At 69.8% G+C, this 17,767-nt stretch carries 15 protein-coding genes and 1 pseudogene; 12 read left to right on the top strand and 4 right to left on the bottom strand.

What is annotated here, in order from left to right; genetic code table 11:
- Positions 1–279 precede the first annotated feature (279 nt).
- The 9 genes from ACFQ9K_RS04280 (at position 280) to ACFQ9K_RS04240 (ending at position 7,292) form a co-directional block, all read left to right on the top strand.
- The gene (locus ACFQ9K_RS04280) at positions 280–678 is read left to right on the top strand and encodes a TOBE domain-containing protein (RefSeq protein ID WP_364719834.1); all 399 of its coding nucleotides are present in this window, start codon (positions 280–282) and stop codon (positions 676–678) included.
- Positions 679–689: 11 nt separating this feature from the next.
- Entirely contained in the window at positions 690–1,469 is a 780-nt protein-coding gene (gene modA / locus ACFQ9K_RS04275) for a molybdate ABC transporter substrate-binding protein (RefSeq protein ID WP_378720837.1), read from the top strand.
- On the top strand, positions 1,466–2,278 hold the full coding sequence (gene modB / locus ACFQ9K_RS04270; RefSeq protein ID WP_378720836.1) for a molybdate ABC transporter permease subunit: 813 nt from the start codon (positions 1,466–1,468) through the stop codon (positions 2,276–2,278). Before modA ends, modB begins: the two co-directional genes overlap by 4 nt.
- The gene (locus tag ACFQ9K_RS04265; RefSeq protein WP_378720835.1) at positions 2,275–3,324 is read left to right on the top strand and encodes an ABC transporter ATP-binding protein; all 1,050 of its coding nucleotides are present in this window, start codon (positions 2,275–2,277) and stop codon (positions 3,322–3,324) included. The genes modB and ACFQ9K_RS04265 overlap by 4 nt, the downstream gene beginning before the upstream one ends.
- 113 nt (positions 3,325–3,437) lie before the next feature.
- Positions 3,438–4,607 (top strand): thiolase family protein, encoded by a 1,170-nt coding sequence (locus ACFQ9K_RS04260; protein ID WP_378720834.1) that lies wholly within the window; start codon positions 3,438–3,440, stop codon positions 4,605–4,607.
- A complete protein-coding gene (locus ACFQ9K_RS04255) occupies positions 4,604–5,623 on the top strand; it encodes a phosphotransferase family protein (RefSeq protein WP_378720832.1) in 1,020 nt (339 codons plus the stop codon). Before ACFQ9K_RS04260 ends, ACFQ9K_RS04255 begins: the two co-directional genes overlap by 4 nt.
- Complete coding sequence (locus ACFQ9K_RS04250) at positions 5,620–6,360, top strand: SDR family NAD(P)-dependent oxidoreductase (protein WP_378720830.1); 741 nt, start codon at positions 5,620–5,622, stop codon at positions 6,358–6,360. Before ACFQ9K_RS04255 ends, ACFQ9K_RS04250 begins: the two co-directional genes overlap by 4 nt.
- 89 nt (positions 6,361–6,449) lie before the next feature.
- The gene (locus tag ACFQ9K_RS04245; protein WP_378720829.1) at positions 6,450–7,028 is read left to right on the top strand and encodes a pyridoxamine 5'-phosphate oxidase family protein; all 579 of its coding nucleotides are present in this window, start codon (positions 6,450–6,452) and stop codon (positions 7,026–7,028) included.
- Positions 7,029–7,082: 54 nt separating this feature from the next.
- Complete coding sequence (locus tag ACFQ9K_RS04240) at positions 7,083–7,292, top strand: molybdopterin-binding protein (protein WP_378720828.1); 210 nt, start codon at positions 7,083–7,085, stop codon at positions 7,290–7,292.
- 8 nt (positions 7,293–7,300) lie between these two features.
- Here the strand turns inward: ACFQ9K_RS04240 and ACFQ9K_RS04235 are convergent, their stop codons facing one another.
- The 3 genes and pseudogenes from ACFQ9K_RS04235 to ACFQ9K_RS04225 form a co-directional block, all read right to left on the bottom strand.
- A complete protein-coding gene (locus tag ACFQ9K_RS04235) occupies positions 7,301–9,247 on the bottom strand; it encodes an MFS transporter (protein WP_378720826.1) in 1,947 nt (648 codons plus the stop codon).
- Between the two features lie 317 nt (positions 9,248–9,564).
- A pseudogene (locus tag ACFQ9K_RS04230) lies at positions 9,565–9,891 on the bottom strand (transglycosylase family protein); the annotation flags it as partial.
- Between the two features lie 423 nt (positions 9,892–10,314).
- Positions 10,315–10,782, bottom strand: coding sequence for a YiiD C-terminal domain-containing protein (locus ACFQ9K_RS04225; protein ID WP_378720825.1), 468 nt, complete (start codon positions 10,780–10,782; stop codon positions 10,315–10,317).
- 230 nt (positions 10,783–11,012) lie between these two features.
- Here ACFQ9K_RS04225 and ACFQ9K_RS04220 point away from each other — a divergent pair, with 230 nt between their 5' ends.
- The 3 genes from ACFQ9K_RS04220 (at position 11,013) to ACFQ9K_RS04210 (ending at position 15,761) form a co-directional block, all read left to right on the top strand.
- Positions 11,013–11,960, top strand: coding sequence for an SMP-30/gluconolactonase/LRE family protein (locus ACFQ9K_RS04220; protein ID WP_378720823.1), 948 nt, complete (start codon positions 11,013–11,015; stop codon positions 11,958–11,960).
- Positions 11,961–12,113: 153 nt separating this feature from the next.
- Positions 12,114–14,804 (top strand): discoidin domain-containing protein, encoded by a 2,691-nt coding sequence (locus tag ACFQ9K_RS04215; RefSeq protein ID WP_378720822.1) that lies wholly within the window; start codon positions 12,114–12,116, stop codon positions 14,802–14,804.
- Between the two features lie 72 nt (positions 14,805–14,876).
- A complete protein-coding gene (locus tag ACFQ9K_RS04210; protein WP_378720821.1) occupies positions 14,877–15,761 on the top strand; it encodes a hypothetical protein in 885 nt (294 codons plus the stop codon).
- On the opposite strand, the gene ACFQ9K_RS04205 is transcribed toward ACFQ9K_RS04210, so the two are convergent.
- Positions 15,743–17,509 carry a gamma-glutamyltransferase family protein gene (locus ACFQ9K_RS04205; RefSeq protein ID WP_378720820.1) on the bottom strand — a complete coding sequence of 589 codons (1,767 nt, stop codon included), beginning with the start codon at positions 17,507–17,509 and terminating at the stop codon, positions 15,743–15,745. The two genes, ACFQ9K_RS04210 and ACFQ9K_RS04205, sit on opposite strands and share 19 nt — an antisense overlap.
- Positions 17,510–17,767 lie beyond the last annotated feature (258 nt).

The following is a 17,767-nucleotide window of genomic DNA, read 5'->3' as shown; positions in this document are numbered from 1 at the left end:
CACGCCCCGATTCGCCGAGCAGGTGCGAAACATTATGCCCAGCAAGTGTTTATCTGCTTCCTGATGGAACTTTGCGCACAGTTCCGCGCGAACTGATTGTGAGAGAGTTCACCGGAAATTCCGCCACAGCAATCACAGCAGGCACATACCGGAGGAATCGGTCGCGCCATCCGCCGCGCGCCGCGTCCGAGGCCGATCGCCCGGGCGATCGGCGGCCCCGGCGCACCCGCCCGACGATTGCCCCTTGCGTTCCGCAGATACGGCAATAAACTGCCAATCGTGTCGGATTTGCGGATCAGTGAGGTGGCGGTGCTGGCGGGAGTCAGCGACGACACCGTGCGGCGATGGATCGATCAGGGCAAGCTCACCGCGATCCAGCTCGGCAACGGGCGCAAGGGTGTGCGCGGCCGGGAACTGGCCGAATTCCTGCAGGCCACCGCGGAGACCCCGGAGCCGGGCGTCACCGTGGCCGCGTCCGCCCGCAACCGGATGCGCGGCATCGTCACGCGGGTACTCAAGGACACCGTGATGGCGCAGGTCGAGATGCAGGCCGGGCCGTTCCGGCTGGTCTCGCTGCTCAGCCGGGAGTCGGTCGACGAGCTCGGGCTCGAGGTCGGCAGCGTCGCGGTGGCGTCGGTCAAGTCGACACATGTCGTGGTGGAGATCCCGGAAAGTTGATGAGGTCGACAATGATTCGTTCGCTGAGTGCCGCCGCCATAGCCGGCGTGACCGCGCTGACCCTGGTCGGCTGCGGATCCGACAACCCGGCGGCGCCCGCGGGCGCGGACAAGATCGGCGGCACGGTCACGGTGTTCGCCGCGGCCTCGCTGACCGAGACCTTCACCGAGCTGGGCAAGCAGTTCGAGGCCGCGCACCCCGGCGTCAAGGTGGTCTACAGCTTCGGCGCCAGCTCGGCGCTGGCCGAGCAGATCAACCAGGGCGCCCCGGCCGACGTGTTCGCCTCGGCCGCGCCGAAGAACATGCGGCAGGTGCAGGACAAGGGCGAGGTGACCGGCGCGCCGTTCACCTTCGTGCGCAACCGGCTGGAGATCGCGGTGCCCAAGGGCAACCCCGCCCGGATCACCGGCCTGGCCGACTTCGGCAAGAGCGAGCCGAAGATCGCGCTGTGCGCCGAGCAGGTGCCGTGCGGCGCCGCCGCCAAAACGGTGTTCGAGGCCGCGGGCGTCACCCCGCGACCTGACACCAGGGAGGCCGACGTGAAGGCGGTGCTGACCAAGGTCAAACTCGGCGAGGTCGATGCCGCGCTGGTCTATCGGACCGACGTGCTGTCCGCGGGCGCCCAGGTGGCCGGCATCGATTTCCCCGAGGCGGCCAAGGCGATCAACGACTACCCGGTCGCGCCGCTGACGCACGCGCCGAACCCGGCCGCGGCCGCGGCGTTCGTCGACTTCATCAAGTCCGACCAGGCCAAGACCGTGTTCGCCGAGGCGGGATTCGACGCCCCGTGACCCGGGTGCCGCGGCGACGGGCAGCACAGGGACGGCGACCGCTCGTCCTGGTGCTGCCCGCGCTGTGTGCCCTGGCGTTTCTACTCGTCCCGCTGGCCGGACTGCTGTGGCGGACGCCGTGGCGGGGCCTGCCGGATCGGCTGTTGAACGCCGAAGTCGGCCGGGCGCTGAAACTTTCGCTGGAGTGCGCGAGCCTCGCGACGGTGCTGTGCCTGGTGTTCGGGGTGCCGCTGGCGTGGTTGCTCGCCCGCGGCGACGTGCCTGGGCGCGGGGTGCTGCGCGCGCTGGTCACCGTGCCGCTGGTGCTGCCGCCGGTGGTCGGCGGCGTCGCGCTGTTGCTGGTGCTCGGCCGGCGCGGGTTGATCGGGCGATATCTGTACGAATGGTTCGGTGTCTCACTGCCTTTCACCACCGCCGGCGTCGTGATCGCGGAAGCCTTTGTGGCGATGCCGTTTCTGGTGATCTCGGTGGAGGGCGCGCTGCGGGCGGCGGATCCGCGATTCGAGGAGGCGGCGGCGACGCTGGGGGCGTCGCGGTGGCTGACCTTCCGTCGAGTGACGCTGCCCTCCGTCCTGCCCGGGGTGGTGGCGGGCGGGGTGCTGTGCTGGGCGCGGGCGCTCGGCGAGTTCGGGGCCACGATCACGTTCGCGGGCAACTTTCCCGGCAAGACGACGACCATGCCGCTGGCGGTCTACTTGGCGCTGGAAACCGACCCGGACGATGCGATCGTGCTCAGCCTGGTGTTGCTCACGGTGTCGGTCGCGGTGCTGGTCGCGTTGCGCGAGCGCTGGATTCGAGGCGCGGTATGACCTTGACCGCCGAATTGCGGGTTACCCGAGGCCGATTCGAGCTCGACGTCCAACTGTCGGTGGCGACGGGTGAGGTCGTCGCGTTGCTCGGGCCGAACGGCGCGGGCAAGACCACGGCGCTGCGGACGCTTGCCGGGCTCACGCCGCTGACCGGCGGCAGCCTGCGGGTCGGCGACCAGATCTGGGACGCACCGCCGAAGGTGTTCGTGCCCGCCGAGCAGCGGGAAGTGGGCGTCGTCTTTCAGGACTACCTGCTGTTCGGCCATCTGAGCGCGCTGGACAATGTCGCCTTCGGGCTGCGCGCCCGCGGCCTGCGCCGCACCGCCGCGCGCGCCCGCGCTATGGAATGGCTGGACCGGGTCGGGCTCGCCGACCACGTGCACGCCAAACCGCGCGCCCTGTCCGGCGGTCAGGCCCAGCGCGTCGCCCTCGCCCGCGCGCTCGCCACCGACCCGGCGCTGCTGCTGCTGGACGAGCCGCTGGCCGCGCTCGACGCAGGCACCCGCCTGCGCGTGCGCTCGGATCTGGCCCACCATCTCGCCGACTACCCCGGCCACACCGTGCTGGTCACGCACGACCCCCTCGACGCGATGGTGCTGGCGGACCGACTGGTCATCCTCGAGAACGGCGTCGTCGTCCAGGAGGGTTCCCCGAGCGAGGTCGCCCGCCGCCCCCGCTCCGACTACGTGGCAAACCTGGTGGGCCTCAACCTCTATCGCGGCACCGCCCGCGGCGTCACCGTGGAACTCGACACCGGCGGCACCCTCACCGCCGCCGAACCCGGCGCAGGCCCCGTGCACATCGCCTTCTCCCCCACCGCCGTCAGCCTGCACCCGGACCACCCCGCGGGCAGCCCGCGCAACACCTGGCCGGTCACCATCGCAGGCATCGAACAGCACGCCCACACCATCCGCCTCCGCCTCGACGGCACCCCACCCGTCCTCGCCGACGTCACCCCCGCCACCGTCGCCGACCTACGCCTGCGTCCAGGCCTGCGACTATGGGCTGCGGTCAAGGCCACGGAAACCCACACCTATCCGGCCTGACCCGCCCGCGGATTCGCAGACGAACGGCGGACCTGGCATCCGGTGCCGTCAGGGCGCGAATCCGTGTTAACTTAGACGAGAATCGCAACTAACTTAGCTGATCGGAGAGGGCTATGAGGTCCGCCGTCATCGTCGATGTCGTTCGTACCCCGTCGGGCAAGGGGAAAGCCGGGGGTGGGTTGTCCGAGGTGCATCCGGCCACCCTGCTGGCCGGGGTCTTGTCGGAGTTGGTAGCGCGCAGCGAGCTGGATCCGGCGCTGATCGACGATGTGGTCGGCGGGTGCGTGACGCAGGCCGGGGAGCAGGCGTTCAACATCAGCCGGACGGCCGCGCTGGCGGCGGGGTTCCCGGAATCGGTGCCGGCGACGACGGTGGATCGGCAGTGCGGGTCGAGCCAGCAGGCGGCGCATTTCGCTGCGCAGGGCGTGCTGTCGGGCGCCTACGACATCGCGATCGCCTGCGGGGTGGAGTCGATGAGCCGGGCGCCGATGTTCTCCAACGCGCAGGGCAAGGATCCGAATCAGGGACCGCTGGCCCATCGGTATCCGGAAGGGCTTGTGCAGCAGGGGATCGCGGCCGAGGTGATCAGCGCGCGGTGGAAGTTCGACCGGGCCGCGCTCGACGAGTTCGCCGCGCGCTCGCATCGGCTGGCCGCGGAAACCGCTGCGGCAGGCGGGTTCTCGAACGAACTGGTCGCGGCGGGCAGCTTGACCGCGGACGAGACCATCCGCCCCACGACCACCGCCGAAGGCTTGGCCGGGCTCAGGCCCGCGTTCGTGGACGAGCGGTTCACCCAGCGGTTCCCGGAGATCGCATGGTCGATCACGCCCGGCAACTCCTCCCCGCTCACCGACGGCGCCTCGGCCGCCTTGATCATGAGCGAGGAAGCGGCGAACAAGCTGGGCTTGCGCCCCCGCGCCCGGTTCCACTCGTTCTCGGTGGTCGGCGACGATCCGCTGCTCATGCTCACCGCGGTCATCCCGGCGACCCGCAAGGTGCTGGACCGCGCGGGGCTGAGCATCGACGACATCGACGCCTACGAGGTGAACGAGGCGTTCGCCCCGGTGCCGCTGGTGTGGCAGCACGAGCTCGGGGCCGATCTCGCCAAGCTCAACCCGCGCGGCGGCGCGATCGCACTCGGTCACCCCCTCGGCGCCTCCGGCACCCGTATCCTGGCCACCATGGTCAATCATCTCGAGCAGACCGGCGGCCGCTACGGCCTGCAAACCATGTGTGAGGCAGGCGGATTGGCCAACGCGACCATCATCGAGCGCCTCGGATGACGGCAGTCCCGGCCGGCCTCGATCTCCCCGCGCTGCAGCGGTACTTCGAGGCGCACGTCCCGCAGACCGCGGGCCCGCTGACCGCCACCCTGCTGAAGGGCGGCAAATCCAACCTCACCTACCGGCTGAACGACGGGACGAACGACTGGGTGCTGCGCCGCCCACCGCTCGGCCCGCTCACCCCCACCGCACACGACATGGCCCGGGAATACCGCGTCGTCGCCGCGTTGCGGGACACGAATGTCCCGGTCGCGCAGGCGATCGCGTTGTGCGAGGACACCGAGGTGATCGGCGTGCCGTTCGCCGTCGTCGCCTTCGTCGACGGGCACGTGCTCCAGGACGGCGACCAGACCGCCGCCCTCACCGCCGATCAGGCCCGCGCCTGCTCGGCAGCGCTCATCGACACGCTGGCCGCACTGCACGCGGTGGATTACCCGCGCCTCGGCCTCGCCGAATTCGGCCGTCCCGCCGGGTATCTCGGCCGCCAGGTCAAACGCTGGCGCGGCCAGTGGGACCGCGTGGCCACCCGCGAACTCGCCGCCCTCGACCGGCTCACCGACGCCCTGCGCGCCGCGCTGCCGGACCAGGTGGCCGAGACCATCGTGCACGGCGACTATCGCCTGGACAATACGATCGTCGCCCGCGACGATTTCGGCAGCATCGCCGCCGTGGTCGACTGGGAGATGGCGACGCTGGGCGACCCGCTCGCCGATCTCGGCCTGCTCCAGGTCTATTGGGACGACCGCTGCGAGCCGGTGCTCGGCGTCCGGCACGCGCCGAGCGCCAACCCTGGCTTCCTGTCCGTCGACGAAATCGCCGAACGCTACGCCACCGCAACGGGTTACCCCCTCGATCAGCTGCCGTTCTACCGCGCGCTCGGCTACTTCAAACTGGCGGTCATCGCCGAGGGCATCCACCAGCGCTTCCGCGCCGGCAAGACGGTGGGCGACGGCTTCGCCACGATCGGCGCGGCCGTTCCGCTGCTGCTCGACGCCGGATTGGAAAGCCTCGCATGACGATCCGCAGCGCCCTGGTCACCGGCGGCTCCCGCGGCATCGGCGCCGAGGTGGCCCGGCGCCTGGCGGAGGAGGGCTTCCAGCTGACCATCGCCGCCCGCGACCGGGACGTGCTCGACGACACCGCGGCCCGCCTGCGCGCCGACACCGGCGTCGAGGTGAATCCCGTTGCCGCCCAGATGAACGACCTGGACCAGGTGCGCGCGCTGGTCCAGGCCCACGCCGACCGGTTCGACGGGCTGCACGCCCTGGTCCTCAGCGCGGGCACCGGCACCGCGGGCGCGGTCGCCGACCTGCCGGCGAAGACCTACGAGCGCATGCTGGACGTCAACTTCCGCGCACCCATCACCCTCATCCAGGCCGCGCTTCCCCTGCTGCGCAAGAGCGCCGAGGACGATCCGCGCCGCGGCGCGAAGATCATCGCCCTCGCCTCCATCACCGGTGTGGCCGGCGAGGCGGGTCTGGCCGCCTACGGCGCGACCAAGGCGGCCTTGATCTCGCTCTGCGAAACCGTCTCGCTGGAGGAGTCGGCCAACGGCGTCAGCGCGACCGCCATCTCCCCCGGCTACGTCGACACCGATATGACCGCGTGGAAGCGCGATGTGCTGGACCGGTCGGCCATGCTGAGCACCGGCGACATCGCCGAACTCGTCCTCGCCGTCACCCGGCTGTCGCGCAACGCGGTGGTGCCGAACATCGTGGTCGCCCGCGCGGGCGACCAGCTCTGGCGCGCGTGATCTGAGCCTCAGCCGCTCATCGCGGCCGTGCCCCGGAGTTACGCTCGCATAGGAAGTTCTGTCCTGGGACGACCGAGAAAGGGGCCCTGATGGCGAAGGTCTTCCCGCACCTCGATGACGCGCTGCGCAAGTTCATCGAGGAGCAGCCGATGTTCTTCGTGGCGACCGCACCCGCCGAAGGCGGACGAGTCAACCTGTCCCCCAAGGGGTATCGCGACACCTTCGCGATCATCGACGACCACACCGTCGCCTACCTCGACCTGCACGGCAGCGGCGCGGAAACCATCGCCCACCTGCGCGAGAACGGCCGCATCACGATCATGTTCTGCTCGTTCACCCGCGCCTCGAAGATCCTGCGCCTGTTCGGCACCGGGCGCGTGGTCCGCCCCGACTCCACCGAATTCGAGCCGCTGCGACCGCATTTCGGCCTGCAACACCCCGGCATCCGGGCTGCGATCGTGGTCGACATCGACCGCATCGCCGACTCCTGCGGCTACTCGGTCCCCTACCTCGAACTCGTCGACGAACGCCCCGTGCTCGACGCGCTGCACCGGCGCCGCACCGACGACGACTTCGCCCGCCGGATCGCCGGCGACAACTCGGCCAGCCTCGACGGCCTGCCCGCGCTCGAGCCGGACCACCCGCTGCCCTCCGCCATTCCCCGCTAGCCACCCGCGCGCCGAACCCGCCGCACCGGGTTTGCCCTGCGTATGCTCGCCCGCATGCGACTGAGCACCCGCAACCAAATGGACGGCACCGTCATCTCGGTCACCCGCGGCGAGGCCATGGCCGTGGTCCGCGTCCGCCTCGCGGGCGGCGACGAGATCACCTCGTCGATCACCCGCGACGCCGTCGATGACCTCGGACTCGCCGACGGCGTGCGGGTGAAGGTGCTGATCAAGTCGACCGAGGTCGCCCTCGGCGTCGAGTAGCCGGCCGGTTACCGCTCGACCGGCAGCGGCGTCAGCTCCGCCAGCTCCTGCTGCACCAGCCGGTCGTGCGCCGCGGCAGCGGCCGCCGCCTGCTTCGGGTTCCAGTGCCCGGCCATCAGGAAGACGAACGGCAGGAACGCGACCTGGCCGAGCAGGCAGATCCACCACCAGCGCTCCCACTGCCGCGGCGAGTCGGCCTTGGCCTGCTGCACTTGTTTCCCGTGTTCGGCGAGGTAGGCCTGGTCCTCGGCCGGGATGGTGCCGACCGCCTGGAGCTGCGCACCCGCCTGCGCGAGTTTCGGGCCGACGGTGCCGAGGATCGCGAGGTCGGCCGGCGGGATCTGCTGCACGGCGGTCAGCCGGGCGATCGCCTGATCCACCGGGATACCGAATTTCGTGGCGACCTGCCCCACGGCCGCCAGCCCGGCGTTCCCGTCGCCGGGGTTCGCGGCGAGCGCCGCCTGGGTGGCCGGTTCGATCGCCTGCAAGGTCGCGAGTTCCTCGCGGTAGCGGGTGGTGAGCCCGAACGCCGTCTGGATCTCGGCCGGTGACGCGCCGGTCAGCGTGCTCAGCGCGGTCGCCTGCGCGACCGGATCGTTCGGGTTCTTGCTCAGTGCCGCAAGGGTTTCCGGGCCGACCCGCTGAATCGTCGCCAGCTGCGGCCCGTACTTCGCCTGGATCTCCTGCAGTCGCGGTCCGAAGTTGACCAGCGGACCGGCCGCGTTCACCACCACCAGCAAGCCGAACAGCACCACGGTCACGACGCTGCGCAACGTGCCGCCCCACACGGCGAGTCCGACCGCGGTCGCCGCCGGATTGCGCTCCTCCACGGTCTCGGTGAAGCTCGCCATCCAGGTCGAGTACGCGATGCCCGTGCCGACCGCGATGATGACGAACACCCAGGCGAAGGTGTAGTAGTCCGTGCCCGGCTCATCGGTGTACCCGATGAACAGAAACATGCCGACGATGCTGATCAGCGCGCCGACGATCATGAACGGCTTGCGCACCTTCAGATAGTCCGAGGCGATCCCGGCCGCTACCAGCGCGATCGCGTTGGCGGTCCAGTACCAGTTGCCGAGCGCGTTGGCCTTGGCCGGGCTGAAGCCGAAGTTCGTCGCCATGTAGACCGGCAGGAAGGACACGATCGTGTAGAAGAACGCCAGGAACACGCTGATCGCCAGCGCCGAGCCGACGATGTTGAGCCGCAGCATCTGCCGCCACTGGCCCTTTTCCAGCTCGCCCACGTTCAGTCCGCGGGCCCGCGCCTCGATCAACGCCCGATCGCGCAGCGAGACCATGATCTGATCCCGCAGCCGCGGGCTCAGCTCGCGCAGGCCGATCACCGCGATCACCGCGATGACCAGGCAGATCACCCCGCACAGCCGGTAGTGGTACTGCCAGTCCGGGTGCGCGTCCAGCGTGCGGGTGGAGATCCCGGTGGTGACCAGCGCGCCGATCACCGGGCCGAGGGTCCAGAAGCCCATCGCGGAGGCCCGCCCGAGTTGCGGGGAGAAGTCACGGATCAGCGCGGGCGTGGCCACCAGCACCGCGCCCTCGACGATGCTCACCACGACGTAGACGAAGAGGTACTGCTCCTTCGTCGTGGTCGCCGGCACCGCGAACAAGGTCAGCAGCGAACAGATCACCACGCCGTAGGCGACGATGTTCGCCCGCCCCCACCGGTCCAGCACCCCGGCCAGCACCGAGGCGGCCGCGCCGAATGCGGCGCCGATGATGAAGATCCAGACGAAGTAGGCGAACGACAGGTGGAAATAGGCGATCAGCTCATTGCCCACCGCGCCGGTGACGAACAACTGGTAGTAGAGCGCGATCGAGGCGATGACGACGACGGTCAGATACCAGGATCGGGCGGGGGTATCGGGATAGTGCGGAAGCTTGCGCTGCCACAGCCCGGTGAGAATAGTCGGCGGGGCTGCGGTCGTGGTCGAACTCATGGTCGAGATGCCTTTCTAGCCACGGCATCTCGTCCGGCTCAACCGCGAGCCGGCACGAACGAGCCGGGTGGCAACAGGCTAGTGATCGGCATCACTACCCGCAGGCATTTCGCGACACGAGACCGAAACGTGTTCTAGTTCGGATTCGTGGGATGAAATTCCTGCACACTCGCTGGGCATACCCTAATTCGGCATCAAGAACGATTGTGCAACGGGGAGTTGGTCGTATCGAAATCGAGCCATTCACTCGGCCTATCGATCGCCACGAAATAGCCCGGCGCCTACCGTGATTCACGGTAGGCGCCGGTGACGCGTCAGAGGTACGCGCCGCAGACCGGCCAGGCGCCGGGACCCTGGGTGGCGAGCACGTTCTCCGCGACGCGGATCTGCTCGGCGCGGCTGGCGTTGCTCGGGCTGCCGGTGCCGCCGTTGGCGGCCCAGGTGCTCTGGGTGAACTGCAGACCGCCGGAGAAGCCGTTGCCGGTCTCGATGCCCCAGTTGCCACCGCTCTCGCACTGTGCGACGGCGTCCCAGTCATGGGCCGACGCGGTGGCGGTGGACAGGCCGAACGGGACGGCCACGAGGGCGCCCAGCGCGGCGGTGAAGCCGAGGGCACGGGTGCTGAACTTGCGGTTATGCGACATGTGTAATTCCTGCCTGCGCCTACCGGCACGGCACGTGCTCGCCGTGTCCCTGCCCCCAGGTGTGTCGGGGTTCCTCCAACCGCGGGACAGGGTCACCGGCATTCAGCGGTTCGAGTTCGAGCCCGCCATCAAACGGGCTCCGGCGACGGTAGCGAAGAAGTCGCTGCGAATCACGCCGCGATCACGGAACCATTGCTGAACCGATAGTCGAGGGTTATGTCGTTTATGCATCTCGAGCAGGCAAAAGGAATCGCATAGCCGAACGTTAATTGTTACGTTATGTGCCCGAGATCACTCTCCTATTGTGTCATCGGTCGCACACGCACACGCCGACGTCCCACTGAGCGGGACGCGAATGAGAACTTCGCTGTGCCCGCCTCGATACCGGCGTCGATCATTCGTGATCAACGCGGGCGCACACCGCTACTTACCGAGCGCCCGCAGTTGATAAAGCCCCTCGGTCTCCGCGACAACTACGCCGTCGGTATCGGTGACAACGGCACGCACGGTGAAGTTCGATTTTCCGTTGCTCGCCGCTTCTTCGGCGATTCGGGCGATCTCCTCCGCCGACAGACTCGCCGCCGCGCGCACATCGGTCTTCGCGGGCTTGCGGAAGAACACGTGCAGATCCTTGACCAGCGGATAGAACTCGGAGTTGTCGAACGTGGCGATCGCGATGGCCCCGCCCAGGATCTCCGCCACGGTGAACAGCACCCCCGCGTACATCGCGCCGAAGTGGTTCCCGTTGCCCTCGATCGGCACGGTCGTCGCGGCGAACCCCGGCCGCACGTCGACCGCGGTCACCCCCATCCGGTGCGCGACCGGGATGGTGAATTCCAGTGCCCCGTTGACGATCTCCGCGAACGGCGGCGGCTCCAGCTCGTCGGTCATCCCACAGCATCCCTTCGCCCCGGAGGCGTCGTCGCCTCCCGCGAAGCGTACGCCCGGCCGAGCGCAAACCCGGTGCGGCGCTGATCGTCTCGCCCGCAGGTGCCACGCCAGCACCACCGATGTTGCGTCGTTCTCCCCCGTGGCGAGCGCATACTGCACAGGTTCAGCCCTATTCGGCGATTCGCGCCACGCAGCGGCGAATCGCCTCGAGCAGACAGCCGAGGTATGCAATGACCAGCATGGACAAGGCAACGGTGGCCGTGGCGGCGCTGACCTTCGCCGCACTGTCGGCGGTTGCCGCGCCCGCGGCCAGCGCCGCGCCGGTGTGCGGCGGCGCGGGCCAGCCCACGCTGGTGGCCGCGACGCTGCCCGGCGCGCTGGAGGGACTGACCGTCGACGCCCGCGGCCGGGCCTATACCACCGACCTGGCGACCGGCCGGGTGTATCGGATCGACGCACCGGGTGCGGCGCCGGTTCCCGTCGCGACCGTGCCGAGCGGCGGTGGCGGTGCGCTCGCCTGGACACCCGACGACAAACTGCTGGTCGGCTACGGCGCGGACGCGCGGTCGTTCGTCGGCGACTCGCTGCGCCACGCGGGCATCATCGAGCTCGACCCGGACACCGGCGCGGTCCGGCCGGTCGCCGCCGGACTCAGCGCCGCGAACGGCATGGACGTCGCGCAGGACGGAACCATCTACGCCACCAACGACTTCGGCGGTCTGGTCGGCCGCGTCTACCCGAACGGCGTGGTCCAGGCGGACTGGACCTCGTTCCCCAGCGCTAACGGCGCGGTCCTCGGCAGGGACGACGAATACCTGTACGTCAGCAGGACATTCGCCAATCCCGGGGTGAGCCGCATCCCCACCGCCAACCCGGGCGCGCCACAGTCGCTGCTCGACCTCGGCGGCGCGGACGCACTCGCCGCGCCCGACGGCCTGACCCTCGACTCGCTGGACCGCCCGGTGGTGCCGCTCAATACGGCCGGCCAGGTCATCCGGATCGACGCGCCGAACCAGTACTGCGTTCTCGGCGGCGGCAATCCGCTGACCAGCGTGCTCACCTACGGCCGCGGCAGCACCGGCTTCTCGGCGGGCCGCCTCTTCGGCGCCACCTTCACCGGGGTGGTCTACGAGATCCCCGGCGGCTTCGACCCGAACGCCCGCACCGCCACGCCGTGACGCTGCCGCGCGCCCGGACGACGCCGTAGCCGCGGTTATCGAAGTCGATCTTAGGATGGCTGGTGGTGGACCGTCCCGGGTCGTGGTCGCATGGAAGTCGGGCCGGGTAGCCGGGCACGACACGATCGTCCATGCGTCACATGGAGGTACGGTTTGCGTTCTCGCACCGAAGTCCTGATCGGCATCGCGCTCGTGGTGGCCGTCGCCCTGGTGGCGGGCGGTGTCGTCTACGCCGTCCGGCAGGGCGCGCGGGACGAGGCCGCGCCGGTGTGCCCGGGTGACGACATCGCGTCCGCGCCGGGATGGTCGGCGTCGAGCACCGAGGTGGATGCCGGCTTCGAGCAGCACCCGTTCGTCGGCAACGGCTATCTCGGGCTGCGGGTGCCGCCACGCGGCATGGGCTACGCGCTGACCGGAGAGCCGAGCGGCTGGCCGCTGTACACACCGCGCTACGACGGCGCGTTCGTCGCCGGGCTGTACGGGCACACGCCGGGACTGGCCGACGATCGTGAGGTCGCCGCGGCGATCCCGAACTGGTCCGGACTCACCGTCGGCGTCGGTGACGACACGTATTCCGCGAGCACACCGGCGGATCGGATCACCGGCTTCCAGCAGACGCGGTACCTGCGCTGCGGTCTGGTGCGCACCGAACTCACCTGGACCAGCCGCGACGGCAAGGCCACCGACCTGGTGTACGACGTCGTCACCGATCGCGTCGATCAGCACGTGGGCGCGGTCCACCTGACCCTCGTCCCGCACTGGTCCGGCGAACTGACCGTGACCGATCTGCTCGACGGCGCGGGCGCGCGCCGGATGACGCAGACCGAGGGCGGCGCGCGCGACGGCGACATCCAGGTCGGGTTCCGGACCGAGGGCACCGGCGTCGTCGGCTCGGTCGCGTCGGTGCTGAGCACGGGAAACGCGCAGCAGCCCGCCCGGGCCCGCGATCTCACCGTCAGCCAGCAGAACCACCTCAGCGTGCGGGACGGAAGGTCGTACGAGATAACCAAGTTCGTCGGCGTCGACACCGCGCTCACCGCCCGCGATCCGGTGGCCGCGGCGCACGACGCGGCGCAGCGGGCGGCGAGCAGGGGCTGGCCGGAGTTGCTGGCGGGCACCGCGGCGGCCTGGCGCGCGCTGTGGCGCGGCGACATCGAGGCGCCCGGCGCCGCCGACCTGCAGACCTGGGCGCGCGGCGCGCTCTACTCGCTGTACTCGAGCACGAATGCCCAACAGGACAACAGCATTTCGCCGGTCGGGCTGAGCAGCGACAACTACGCGGGCGCGGTGTTCTGGGACGCGGACATCTGGATGTTCCCCGGCCTGCTCCTCCTGGCGCCCGAACTCGCCAAATCTGTGGTGGAGTACCGGTTCAAGACCCTGCCCGCGGCACAGGCGAACGCCCGGCAGCTCGGCTTCCGGGGCGCGTTCTATCCATGGACCAGCGAAAGCCGCGGCGCGCTCGCGGAGTGCCACAGCTGGGATCCGCCGCACTGCCTCACCCAGATCCATCTGCAAGGCGATATCGCCCTCGCGGCCTGGCAGTACTACCTGGCGACCGGCGACACCGGGTACCTGCGCGGCCGTAGCTGGCCGATCATGCGGAATCTGGCCGAGTTCTGGGCGTCCCGGGTGACACCGAATCCGGACGGCAGCTACTCGATCGACAATGTCGCGGGCCCGGACGAATACAGCAACGGGGTCAACGACGGGGTCTACACCAACGCGGTAGCCGCACTGGCACTGCGCAATGCCGCGCAGGCCGCGGCGATCCTCGGCGAGCCCGCCGCGCCCGAGTGGACCACCATCGCCGATCACCTGCGCATGCCCTTCGATCCGGCGCGGCAGGTCTTCGCCCAGTACGACGGCTACCCGGGGACACCGATCAAGCAGGCCGACACCGCGCTGCTGATCTACCCGCTGGAATGGCCTATGTCGCAAGCGGTTGCGAGCAACACGCTCGGCTATTACGCCGAGCGCACCGATCCGGACGGTCCCGCGATGACCGACTCGGTGCACGCCATCGACGCCGCGGCGATCGGCGCGCCCGGCTGCGCGACGGACACCTACCTCGAACGAGCGGTCCGTCCGTTCGAGCGAGCGCCGTTCGGGCAGTTCACGGAGGCGCGCGGCGGCAAAGCGGGCGGCGCGGACGCGCTGGCCGGCGCACCCGCCTTCACCTTCGTCACCGCGGCGGGGGGATTCCTGCAAACGTTCACCCACGGGCTGCTCGGACTGCGGTCGCGGGCCGACGAGGTGCGCATCGATCCGATCCTGCCGCCGGAACTCGGCTCCGGCTTGAACATTCGCGGCATGCATTGGCAGGGAAGGACTTTCGATGCCGAGCTCGGACCCGACAACACCACGATCACGCTGAAAGACGGTGCGGCGATGCGGGTCCGGACCCCGGCAGGCACCCAGCTGGTCGGCCGCGATCAGCCACTGATCGTCAAGACGCGACGACCGGATCTGGCGCCCACCGACAACCTCGCCCGGTGCAAGTCCGTCATCGCGAGTTCCGCCGAGCCCGGTCGCTACGCCGAGGCCGCCGTCGACGGCAGCACCGCGACCGGCTGGGCGCCCGACGCGGACCGGGGCAGCTTCACCGTCGACCTTGGCGCGGAAACCACAGTGGGCCGGATACTTCCGCTCTGGTCGGATGCCGCGCCGGCGGTCACCGTCTCGGTGTCCCGCGACAACCAGACCTGGACGACCGTCGCCGTCGATCCGGCGACCGGCGCGACCGCGAGTCCGATTGCCGCCCGCTACGTTCGGCTGGACATCACCGCCCCGGCCGCGCGTCCGGGCCTGCGCGAACTGGAGATCTCGGCCCCGCCGAAGTAGGTCCGCGCGGCGGCCACGGACCGCATCCGCGCGCCGAGCCGTCCGCGCGCCGCGTCGGTACAGTGAGCGACGATGAACCCCGATCGTGCCAGCGAGCTTGCCGCGCTCCAGGTCGGCGCCGCGCACGCGGACCCCGATCAGCGGTTGACGCTGACCGCGAGCTGTTACCCGCCGCGGCTCAGCGCCTATGCCCGCGCCGAATTGACCTTTCTGCGCTGGGAACTGGCCCGCGGCGTCCTGCACCCCGCCTCGGGCAGCCCGTGGTGGCGCGCGATCAACGATCGCCTTCTGCACGACCAACTCGAAGCCACGCTGCTCGGCGCGACCGGTCACGCGTCGACCCCGGGGGCGCGACTATGGCAGCGGTTTCTCGCCGCGCCGTCGCCGATCACCTGGTATCGCGCGCACAACCTCAGCATCGTCTCCGGCTACCTGGAGCACCGACCGCTGGCCGAGGCCGAGCTGGACGTCGAACGGCTCATGATCAACGTGACGCTGGCCCGGGTGCTGTTCACCCACGCCCTGATCGAATGCCCCGGTCTGGCGCTGGGCCGCTTCGCCCGGCTCGGTCCGCGGGTCGCCGATCCGCGCGGCAGTTCGGTCGGGCTGTTCCTGGACCTGCGCAATGTCTTCCCGCGGCGATATCCGTTGCACGGCTACTCGATTCAGCAGCTGCTCGCCGACGAGGGACGCGCGGCGCGGGCCATCGACTTCGGACTGATCCTGCCGAAACGGGTGCCGGTCTACGCGTTCGCCGCGGCCAGTCTCGGCGAACCGCGCATCGAGGCCCTGGTCGACGGTGATCTGTTCCGCTACGGTGCGCCGCCCGTGGATCCGACGTTACTCGCGGCCGACGCACTGACCCGGGTGCTGGCGGCCGCTACCCGCGCTCGCGGGGATCGCCGGATTCGAACCGCCCGCACCGTCGGGTCGAGAGATCAGCGACCGACCGCATAACCCTGCATGCCACGGGGATTCGCCGCCGCGGACAGCACGCCCGACGCCGGATCGCGGGTCACCGCGCACAGGCGGCCCTCCGACCAGGCACCGCCGACGGTCACCTCGTGGCCGCGAGCACGCAGGTCTTCGATGATCGACGCGTCCATCCTGGACTCCACGACGACGTGACCCGGTTCCATGTCCCGCGGATAGAACGAGCCGGGGAACGACGAGTTGTGCCAGTTCGGGGCGTCGATCGCGGCTTGCAGATCCAGGCCGCCGTAGGCGACGGACAGGAAGAAGTGCAACTGCCACTGGTCCTGCTGATCGCCGCCGGGGGTGCCGAAGGCCATGACCGGAACGCCGTCGCGCAGCGCCAGGGCCGGGGTCAGGGTGGTGCGCGGGCGACGGCCCGGCACAAGGGTATTCGGCAAGCCGTCGTCCAACCAGGCCATCTGCAAGCGGGTGCCGAGCGGGAAACCGAGCTCGGGTATGACCGGGTTCGATTGCAGCCAACCGCCGCTCGGGGTCGCCGAGATCATGTTGCCCCACTGGTCGACGATGTCGAAATGGCAGGTGTCGCCGCGTGTTTCACCGGCACTCGCGAGCGTGGGCTCGCCGGCGCCCGCCGCCGCGGCGGCCGGGGCCGAACCGGCGATGTGGAAGCTGAGTCGTGGCGTGCGCCCATCCGGGCTGCCGGGGCGCAGTACGTGGGACGCCTTCGCGTCGATCAGCGCTCGGCGTTGCTCGTTGTACGACGGCGAAAGCAGCGCGGACACCGGCACCTCGGGCACGTCGCCGTACCAGGCCTCGCGGTCGGCCATGGCCAGCTTGCAGCCCTCGATGAGCAGATGGACGTACTCGGCGGAGTCGTAGGCGGGCAGGTCCTCGGGCAGCAGCGCGAGCTGCTGGAGGAAGACCGGTCCCTGGCTCCACGGGCCCATCTTGCAGATCGTCCAGCCGCGCCAGTCGTAGGTGGCCGGCTCCTCGTAGGTCGCCGACCAGCCGGCCAGATCCGCGGCCGTCAACGTGCCGACCTGATGCCTGCCGCTGGTGTCGAGCGTGGGCCGGGCCGACTGCCGCAGCATCGCCTCGGCGATGAACCCCGAGCGCCAAATGCGGCGGGCCGCTTCGATTTCGGCGACGCGGTCGCCACCGCCCTCGGCGACCGCCTCCTGGATAAGTCGCCGCCAGGTCCGGCCCAGCGCCGGATTGCGAAACAGCACACCGGGCGCCGGCGCCACGCCGTCGCGCAGATAGACCTCCGCGGAGGAGGTCCACTCGGTGGTGAACAGCTCCCGAACGTCCTCCACCTGCTGCCGAACGCGCGGCACCGGCGGATGTCCGTCCTCGGCGTATCCGATGGCGAACCGCAGCAACTCCCCCAGAGACCTTGTCCCGTAATCCCGCAGCAACACCATCCAGGCGTCGAACGCGCCGGGCACGGCCGCCGCCAACGGCCCGGTGCCAGGGACGAATTCGAGCCCGAGCCCGCGATAGTGCGCCGCACTGGCGCCCGCGGGCGCGGGCCCCTGCCCGCACAACACCCGCACCGCCGCACCCGCGGGCGCGAGGATCATCGGCGCCTCTCCCGCGGGCCCATTCAAATGCGGCTCCACCACATGCAACACGAACCCGGCCGCCACCGCCCCGTCATACGCATTCCCACCCCCCTCCAACACCGCCATCGCCGCCTGCGACGCCAGCCAATGGGTAGACGACACCATCCCGAACGTCCCCCGCAATGTCGGCCTGGTGGTGAACATGTCAACCCCTCCGCTCCCGAAGTCCTCCGCACCAGGACTAGCGCGGATCCCTTGAAAGTACAGATCACGACGCACCCTCGCGCACCTCGCCACTCATCGGTGCGCCGTACACACAGAGAGAGTCGACGGTTGGCAACACGAGCAATTTCAGCCCCGCGGCGTCGCCTCAGCACCTAGCCGGACCGAGATGTCGAGCGAATTCAAAACCCTGTATCCGAAACATCTTTGCTGAGCAGTGCTGGTGTGCGATCTGACCGT

It is taken from the genome of Nocardia sp. NPDC056564 (assembly GCF_042793755.1).
In the GTDB taxonomy this organism is placed as follows: Bacteria; Actinomycetota; Actinomycetes; order Mycobacteriales; family Mycobacteriaceae; genus Nocardia.
This window is presented reverse-complemented; position numbering and strand designations above follow the sequence as displayed.